At 58.5% G+C, this 8,357-nt stretch carries 8 protein-coding genes and 1 pseudogene; all 9 read left to right on the top strand.

The window, feature by feature from the left end; translation table 11 throughout:
• Window positions 1–131 precede the first annotated feature (131 nt).
• Complete coding sequence (gene pnuC, locus D8U82_RS01280) at window positions 132–695, top strand: nicotinamide riboside transporter PnuC (protein WP_130901508.1); 564 nt, start codon at window positions 132–134, stop codon at window positions 693–695.
• Window positions 692–1,216 carry an AAA family ATPase gene (locus D8U82_RS01275; protein WP_130901507.1) on the top strand — a complete coding sequence of 175 codons (525 nt, stop codon included), beginning with the start codon at window positions 692–694 and terminating at the stop codon, window positions 1,214–1,216. Before pnuC ends, D8U82_RS01275 begins: the two co-directional genes overlap by 4 nt.
• A gap of 322 nt (window positions 1,217–1,538) precedes the next feature.
• Window positions 1,539–1,988 (top strand): hypothetical protein, encoded by a 450-nt coding sequence (locus D8U82_RS01270; protein ID WP_024012918.1) that lies wholly within the window; start codon window positions 1,539–1,541, stop codon window positions 1,986–1,988.
• A gap of 1 nt (window position 1,989) precedes the next feature.
• A complete protein-coding gene (locus D8U82_RS01265) occupies window positions 1,990–2,562 on the top strand; it encodes an adhesin (RefSeq protein ID WP_130901506.1) in 573 nt (190 codons plus the stop codon).
• Window positions 2,563–2,635: 73 nt separating this feature from the next.
• Complete coding sequence (locus D8U82_RS01260) at window positions 2,636–3,619, top strand: heme utilization protein (protein WP_122698311.1); 984 nt, start codon at window positions 2,636–2,638, stop codon at window positions 3,617–3,619.
• Window positions 3,620–3,685: 66 nt separating this feature from the next.
• Window positions 3,686–4,366 carry a C39 family peptidase gene (locus tag D8U82_RS01255; RefSeq protein ID WP_024012915.1) on the top strand — a complete coding sequence of 227 codons (681 nt, stop codon included), beginning with the start codon at window positions 3,686–3,688 and terminating at the stop codon, window positions 4,364–4,366.
• Window positions 4,367–4,409: 43 nt separating this feature from the next.
• Window positions 4,410–5,156 (top strand): hypothetical protein, encoded by a 747-nt coding sequence (locus D8U82_RS01250; protein WP_073474520.1) that lies wholly within the window; start codon window positions 4,410–4,412, stop codon window positions 5,154–5,156.
• Window positions 5,157–5,201: 45 nt separating this feature from the next.
• Window positions 5,202–6,518, top strand: coding sequence for a hypothetical protein (locus D8U82_RS01245; RefSeq protein WP_056785917.1), 1,317 nt, complete (start codon window positions 5,202–5,204; stop codon window positions 6,516–6,518).
• A 230-nt stretch (window positions 6,519–6,748) separates the two neighbouring features.
• Window positions 6,749–8,357 (top strand): annotated as a pseudogene (locus D8U82_RS01240) (hypothetical protein); the annotation flags it as partial.

The following is an 8,357-nucleotide window of genomic DNA, read 5'->3' as shown; positions in this document are numbered from 1 at the left end:
CAGGTCAGCGTACCTCGACCAAACAACGCGGTCAGTTCCCTTTCCCTCCGGGAGAGGGTTAGGGTGAGGGGCTTTTGATCTGACTAATGCAGTACAATTCGCCCCCTTCTCGACTCCCCCAAGGATCCGCCATGTCCGGGCTTGAACTGTTTGCCGCTGCCCTCGGTGTCATCGCCGTGTGGCTGACGGTCAAGCAGAATCCGTGGTGCTGGCCAATCGGGCTGGTCATGGTGTTGCTCTACAGCTGGATCTTCTTTGAGGTGAAGCTGTATTCGGACATGTTGCTGCAAGTGATCTACGCCGCACTGCAGATCTACGGCTGGTGGCAATGGACCCGCGCCGGGACGATGCATGACGGTCGCCAAGTCACCCGCCTCGATGCACGCTCGATTCTGCTCGGCCTTGGCATTGGAGCGATCGGCAGCCTGCTGCTGGGCGCGGCGATGGCGCACTGGACCGACGCCGCACAGCCGTGGCTCGATGCCGCGCTCACCGGTTTCAGTCTGGTGGCGCAACTGTGGATGGCGCAGAAACGCCTGCAATGCTGGGCGCTGTGGTTCGTCCTCGATGTGATCTTTGTCGGCCTGTTCATCTATAAAAGCCTCTATCTGACTGCCGGCCTGTATGCGCTGTTTACCCTGCTCGCCGTGCAAGGCTGGCGGGAATGGCGTGCCGATCCGGCGTTGCGCACATGAAAGTCGTTGTCCTCACCGGCCCGGAATCCACCGGCAAGAGTTGGCTGGCGACAGGCCTGGAGCAGCGTTTCGGCGGCGTGCGCGTTGATGAATATGTTCGGCGATTCATCGAAGACAACCCACGCGACACTTGCCTCGCGGATATTCCTGATATCGCTAGAGGCCAGTTGCAATGGGAAGATCAGGCACGGGCGAAACAACCCGAACTGCTGATTCTCGACACCCATCTGCTGAGCAACATCCTCTGGAGCCAGACCCTGTTCGGCGACTGCCCGGCCTGGCTGCAAAGCGAATTGCTCACGCGCCATTACGACCTGCACCTGCTGCTGTCGCCGCAACAGGTCGACTGGACCGAAGATGGTCAGCGCTGCCAACCGGATCTTGCGGATCGCATGGCATTTTTCGAAGCCACCCGCGCCTGGTTGATTGAGCATCAACAGTCATTGCAAGTTATCGAGGGCAATTGGGCCGAGCGCCAGACGCAAGCCTTTGCGGCGGTCGAGCTTTTGCTGTCCAGCTGAGCCGCCTTGGGACGAAACTGTCCGTTTTTGAAACACTCCTCACCGCGCAAAGCCCCCGTCCAAACGCTGTTCATCACTCCGTCACGTCACCTGTTACGCCGATGAAACACATCGGCGCAAACCCTTGTTCCAGAGCTTTCCGACGTCAAGCACCGTCCAAGCACCCATGCATGTGTCTCAGCGCTGAAACAGTACCCGCTTTGAGCATTCCCGGAAAACACCTAAGCCATTGAAATAACGCGACAATTCAAAACCGGCACAGCTTTCGCTCTCTCCTTCACAACGCTGAATAACCCAGCCCACTGAAGAAGGAATTGCAGCCGTGGGGAATTTCAATAAAAGCCTGACCTGCCTCCTGCTGATCGGATCAGCCGCCAGCGCATTGATCAGTGTCAGCGCCCAGGCCGAAGGCAATGGAGTGATCGTCCTCAACCGCGACGTTCAGCCAATCCCGATCGGGCGCAACGGCGGCAAAGATCCCTATCCAACCACGGTCAACGCCAACCCTTCGGCGCGGATCAACCAGACCCTCAGCAGTACCGAACTCACTGACGGTGATTTCGCCAGTGTCGCCAGCGGCTCATCGATTCGCGGCAACATGACCACGCCCAGTTCCAACCTGCCCGGCATGAACACCCTGACCAACCAGAACGGCCTGCCCGGTATGCGCACGGGTAGTGGCGGCGGCTCCGGGGCGTCGATCTCCAACACGGTCAACCGGGCGATGAGCACCGGGCTGGCGCCTCTGACTCGCATGGCCGGAGGCCAATGACATGAATCGCACCCTGCTGCTTCTCGCCCTGCTCGGCTGCACCAGCGCCATGGCCGATTCGGCTTCAGTCAACAAGGCCAATATTCAGGATTCCGGTGCTCAGTATCGCGGCAACTTCAACCTCAACCAGGCCGCCGGTGACCAGATGCAACAAGCTAACACCAAGTCGATTGCCATCGGCACCGAAGCCCATGCCACCACCAACGTCAGGCAAACCATCGACACGCCTGCCAGCCGCGCCATCGACGCGAGCGCCAATATCGGCGGCAACTCTTTCAGCAACGGCAACGGCATCCTCGGTGTGAACCAGGGCGCCGGTGCCAACAACCAAATGGCCAACGTCACGCGCGTCAGCATCAGTGCCGGCCCGCAGAGCGTTGACGACAGCGCCCTTTCACAACAGAACGTGGCGTTTTTACCGAGCTCAGGAGCAACTGGTACCTCGATCGGCAGTCGCCAGGTCACGACAAGTGATCAGGCCTTCACCGGCAGCCGCGGGGTAATCCAGGTGAACCAGAGTGCCGGGGTGGGGAACCGAATGGCTAACACCCTGAGCATCCGGGTCGCAGACTGACCCAAACAAAAAGCAGTGCAATTAGAAAAGTCCCAACACTTAACCAACTAATAAGCACGACGGAGAAACAACCATGAAACCTACAATGGCTCTCAAACCACTGGTTTTCGCACTCGCAGCAGTGATGGCAATGGCAGCACAGGCCGACGGTCGTGGTAACGGGCATGGCAATGGACACGGCAACGGTCACGGCCAGCCACAAGGTCCGAATCTTGAACAACTGCTGCAGATCACCGCAGGCGCCGGCGCCGCTGTACTCGATGCGCAAAACAGCGACGGCAACGTGGTGAAAAACCAGGGCACCCTGAACAACGCCAATGCCAGCGACTCGCTCAACGGCTCCAACGGCAACATGGGCGCCAACGTCGCCGCCGGCGACGGCAACCAGCAGGACAACGCTGCTGCACTGGCCACCGCTGACGAGAGCTTCATCTTCGGCAATGCTGTTGCCGCCTCGAGCGCGACTCAGGTGAACAACAACAACTACGTGAAAAACTCGTCCACCTTCAACAACGCCACGCTCAGCAATGCAGGCAACAATGGTTCCGGCAACATCGGCATCAACGTGAGCTCGGGCAACTTCAACCAACAGAAAAACAACCTTGCCATCGCCGTTTCCGGTGGTCGTGTAGCGCAGGCCGCTGCCTCTGCCAACCAGTCCTCGACTGGCCTGGTCGTGGAAAACAAAGGCGTGCAGGCTTACAAAACCGACACCCTCACCGGTACTTATGCAGCCGCTGGCGCGTTCAAAGCCAAAGGCACCGCGACCATCGAAGACGACAACCACGGCGGTTGGGGCAACCGTGGCGGCGGCCATGGCGGCAACGATGATCAGAAAGCCAAGTTCGAAGCCGTGGGTACTTTTGGCCTCGCTGGCGTCACCACCCAACAAGTGTTGACCAAAGATGGCTGGAAAACTCCAGTCGTCAACAACGCCAACATGACCAACTCGATGAACAACTTCTCCGGCAACGGCGGAGCCAACGTCTCGGCGGGTGTGGGCAACCAACAAAGCAACTCGCTGTCCATCGCCGCAGGTTGCAAAGCCTGCATGTAATCGCGATCGAAACGAAAGCCCCGGCAACGGGGCTTTTTTCCCAGGTTCCACAAGGCGTATTCGATCATGCGGACTCCTGCCCTCCTCGCTCTGCTTTGTCTGTGCGGCCTGACTCAGGCAGCCCAGATGCCTGTGGCCGCCCTGCCGGGTGGCGTGCTGGTCTACAAGGACGTGCAAAGCATTCGTGAGCGCAAGTTTGCCGACATCGTCGAACAGAAAACCGATTTCAGCTGCGGCGCTGCTGCACTGGCAACGGTCCTGCGCCAGGCCTATTGGCTCGACGTCGATGAGGAGCACATCATCAAAGGCATGCTGGTCAACGCAGACCAGGACCTGGTGCGAACCCAGGGTTTCTCCATGCTCGACATGAAGCGCTACGTAGAAAGCATCGGCATGCGTGCCCGTGGCTACCGGATCCCGCCCGAGAAACTCGAAGCGGTGACCATTCCGGTGGTGGTTCTGATGGACATTCGTGGCTACAAGCATTTCGTCGTCCTGCAGCGCTCGGACAAGGATTGGGTCTACATCGGTGACCCGGTTCTCGGCCACAAACGCTACAAGCACGACGACTTTGTCAAAGGTTGGAACGGCATTGTCTTTGCCATCGTCGGCCCCGGTTACGACAAGGCCAACGCCTTGCGCAGCCCTCCCGTGCCGCTGACGGCGAAGAACTCGCTGGACAGTTTCAACCCGGTCAAAGATGCGGAATTGATGGATTTCGGGTTCATTCAGAGCGACTTCTTTTAATCGCCGAGTTAGAGAATGGGACTGGATGTCCCGGGAGCAGCAGATGAAAAGCTCATACTGGCTGGCCGCCGCCTGCCTGGCAGCGAGTGCGTCAGGTTTAGCCCATGCCGGATTCAAACCCATCGAAATCAAGGACCAGGAGCTCGCCGAGCTGCGCGGTCGTTACGTCATGCCGGGGCGGATCATCAGCTTCGGCATTGTCATGAGCAGCACCTGGCGCAACGCCAGCGGCGACTTGATCGGGGCCGCGACCTCGATGCAGATCCAGGCTGCAACCGTCAAACCGGAATTCTATGTCTCGACCATCAAGGAGTCGGGCAACGGCAGCACCCCTACCCTCGGCACCGGCACTGTCATCGGCGGCGCCGGCCTCAATAGCAGCCAGGGTGTGACGCAAAGCGTACGCGCCGCCGGCGATGGCAACACGGCCAACAATAACGTCGCGATCAACGTCAGCGAAGCCAGTCAGGCCCCGGCACTGGTGCCGTCGCAGGGCCAGGCCCTCATCGCCGGGCAGACCATCAGCGGCAGCAACGGCGCCGGCAGTGTCGCGGTTTCGGCCAATGGCGGTGGCGTGCAAATGGCCATTCAGGCCAGCGGCAACCAAGGCACGGCGCTGCAACAGGTCGCCCAGGGCGGGCTGCTGCAGAACACCCGTTTGCTGGGCAGCGCCAACGTGGTCAACAACCTTACGCAACTCAACGTCGTACTTAACAATAACGGCAGAAGCGCCGGTGCACTGGATTGCAACCTGACCCAACTCGGGGCCCTACGCAATATCGGATATTGAACTACGCTGAGTCTCGATCATTGGGCTTAAAGGGACGGCTTATTCATGTATCGATCAGTATCACTGCGTGCTGCAGTGTGTTTGAGTACCCTTCTCCCGGCGGCAATGCTGCAAGCAGCACCCGACGCCGATGTAGAAGCCCTGAAACGGGAACTTCTGGAACTGAGACAACGATACGAACAACAACAACAAGCGCTGGCGGTACTTGAACAACGGGTCCGCCAGGTAGAAGAAACACCCGCCGCCCCACCGCCAAAACGGCTGGCCAAATCGCCGTCCGACATGAAAGGCAATCGCGTCGCCGCCGGAGCCGCCACAGGCACCGGTGCGGCCGCTGCATCGGGAGGCGCTGCCGGGGGCAGTGGCGCATCCTACGGTCAATCACTGGCCGATGATTCACAACCGGCACAGAGCGTTTCCAATCTGTATGACGAAGCCAGCGGTTTCTTTGGCGGCGGCAAGTTCAGCGTGGAAACCGGCCTGACCTATTCGCGCTACGACACCCGTCAGTTGATCCTGAACGGGTTCCTTGCGCTGGATTCGATCTTCCTGGGCAACATCAACCTCGACCGGATCAAGGCCGACACCTGGACCCTGGACCTCACCGGCCGCTACAACTTCGACAATCGCTGGCAGTTCGACCTGAACGTGCCGGTGATCTATCGCGAGTCGACGTATCAATCCGGCGGCGGCAACGAGGGCGCGGCTGGCGTAACAACAGAAGAAACCGTAACCAAGGATCCAACCATTGGCGACGTCAACTTCGGTATCGCCTACAAGTTCCTCGACGAATCGGTCAACACCCCGGACGCCGTCGTTACCTTGCGCGTCAAGGCGCCGACCGGCAAAGACCCGTTCGGCATCAAACTGCGCCAGACCGACGCCAACTCCAACCTGTTCGTCCCCGACACCCTGCCCACCGGCAACGGCGTCTGGTCGATCACGCCGGGCATCTCGCTGGTCAAGACGTTCGACCCGGCGGTGCTGTTCGGCAGCCTTTCCTACACCCACAACCTCGAGGAGTCGTTTGACGACATCAGCTCTACGGTCAATCAGAAAAACCCGGGCAAAGTGCGCATCGGCGACAGCTTCCAGATCGGTGCCGGTATCGCCTTCGCGCTCAACGAGAAGATGAGTATGTCGTTCTCGGTCTCCGACCTGGTGCAACGCAAAAGCAAGCTGAAACAGGACGGCGGCGATTGGGAATCGGTGGTGTCCAGTGATGCCAACGCCGGTTACTTCAACGTCGGCATGACGATTGCTGCAACCGACAATCTGACGATCGTGCCGAACTTGTCGATCGGCATGACCGATGATGCGCCGGACTTTTCGTTCAGCCTGAAATTCCCGTATTACTTCTAAGCAAAAGCAAAAGATCGCAGCCTTCGGCGGCTCCTACATTGGGATTCGAGTAATCCCTGGAGGAGCCGTCGAAGGCTGCGATCTTTTGATTCTCAGGCTCTTGCTCGTGACCACTCATCGGAAACACGTCCGCACCTGTCAGATCTTACAGGTGCGCTTTTCGCAGAAATAACTTCTGATAGCTCCAGCGTCTGGTCGCCGGTGACCAGCCCGGGCTCAGGAGATTTGCCATGACCATTCTTCTCGCTGCAGATTTGTTTCCTCCAAAAATTCCCATGGCAACTGATCTGGAAACACCAGAGGCGTATCACGGCGGTATTTCACTGGAAGCCGTGAGAACGGGTTACCTGACAGCTGTTGTCGATCCTTGGGTCAACCAGAGTATTGGAGAAAAGTGCGCCTTCCACTGGGATAACTCGCTCTTACCGGTTCGAACGATAGAAATTGATGACACCAACCTCAATAAACAGCTGCTGTTCCAGATCCCGGCAGGTCAAATCACCAACGGCGACGCTTACGCGTTTTACAAAGTAACCCGGCCACATCAGCAGCCTGTGAAATCCCAGGAAATACTGATGCTGGTCAAATTCACCCGGCCCGGCGGCGATGACAGCGACAGTGAACCGGGGAATTCCGGTCTCGTGTACACGCTGGATCCGGACCCGTCGAAGGGGGTGGATGCCGAAATGGCCAAGCTGGGCGTCAAGCTGTTGGCGAGCTACGTAAACTGCGCCACATTCGACCGAATTATCGGGCGCTGGGGTGACCAGTTGGTGTCCTACTATCCAGTGACCAGAGAGCAAGTCGAAGATCCGGTCAATAATCCGATCGTCCTCACCTTTACCGAAAATGACATCAGAGCACAAGGCAACGGCAGGAATATCGAACTGAATTATCAGGTGTTCGACCGGGTCGGCAATCTGCCGGATCCGAACGCGCCATGGTCGAAAGTCACCTATGTGAATGTGGACCTGAGCATCAGCCGCTTGCCGGCGCCAACAATCTGGGTCAACAACCAGAACGTCACCACCATCGACCTGAAGGTACTGGGCACGAGCGACGCCGATGCGCGGGTTTATTTCACCTCGCCGGATTTCCAGATTGGAGACGAAATCGAGCTTAGGTGTACCGGCCAGACACCTGAGGGAGTACCTGTCACGATCGGACCGTTGGTACACACGGTCGGCGCCGTGCCTGGGCACTTCGATTTCAAGCTGGCCAATGCCTCGATCAGGGCCATGGTCAATGGCTCGGCCACGACCAACTACAAGTTAATCCGCGCCAACGTACCTGCGCGTCCGTCCAATGACGTTGTTATTCCAATCACCGGCGAAGTCAGTCAGTTGAAGCCGCCAACGGTTGTCGAGGCGCCGGATTACAAACTTGACCCGAACCGGCATCAGAATGGCTTCACCGCGGTGTTTGACACTTCGATGTTTGGCGCAAATCACGAGGTAAAACTGGAAATCGCCGGCAGACCCGGCGCCGGCTCAGTACCTCCCCAGCAAAAGCCGGTGGCGGGACAGTCGAAAGTGCAATTCGACATTGATTTCTCCGTCACCGGGGCAAATCTGCAGCGCAGTGTGGAGTTGATATACAGCCTGATAGTTAATGGACAGCCGACGCCGGTGCAGAGTGTGTCGCTGGTGATTGGTGAGTTGCTGCAGTCGAGCATGCCGATGCCGAAGATCGAGGGGTTTGATGGTGAAGTGCTGGATGTTGGGTTGATCAAGGATGACACGAAGGTACTGTGCGGAGCTTGGCCGTTTCAGCGGATGGGGTTACCGATTTGGTTGGAGTATGTGGAGACGTTTGCGGGGGGTGGGGAGCGGGTCAAGC

Source organism: Pseudomonas sp. Sample_23, assembly GCF_004307595.1.
GTDB classification, from domain to species: Bacteria; Pseudomonadota; Gammaproteobacteria; order Pseudomonadales; family Pseudomonadaceae; genus Aquipseudomonas; species Aquipseudomonas atacamensis.
The sequence above is the reverse complement of the archived record's forward strand: the minus strand, read 5'-3'. Positions and strand labels throughout refer to the sequence as shown.

Excerpts from the sequence above, each read along its gene's own strand:
- pnuC (WP_130901508.1), top strand. The coding sequence starts at position 132 with ATGTCCGGGCTTGAACTGTTTGCCGCTGCCCTCGGTGTCATCGCCGTG.
- D8U82_RS01275 (WP_130901507.1), top strand. The coding sequence starts at position 692 with ATGAAAGTCGTTGTCCTCACCGGCCCGGAATCCACCGGCAAGAGTTGG.
- D8U82_RS01265 (WP_130901506.1), top strand. The coding sequence starts at position 1,990 with ATGAATCGCACCCTGCTGCTTCTCGCCCTGCTCGGCTGCACCAGCGCC.
- D8U82_RS01260 (WP_122698311.1), top strand. The coding sequence starts at position 2,636 with ATGAAACCTACAATGGCTCTCAAACCACTGGTTTTCGCACTCGCAGCA.
- D8U82_RS01255 (WP_024012915.1), top strand. The coding sequence starts at position 3,686 with ATGCGGACTCCTGCCCTCCTCGCTCTGCTTTGTCTGTGCGGCCTGACT.
- D8U82_RS01250 (WP_073474520.1), top strand. The coding sequence starts at position 4,410 with ATGAAAAGCTCATACTGGCTGGCCGCCGCCTGCCTGGCAGCGAGTGCG.
- D8U82_RS01245 (WP_056785917.1), top strand. The coding sequence starts at position 5,202 with ATGTATCGATCAGTATCACTGCGTGCTGCAGTGTGTTTGAGTACCCTT.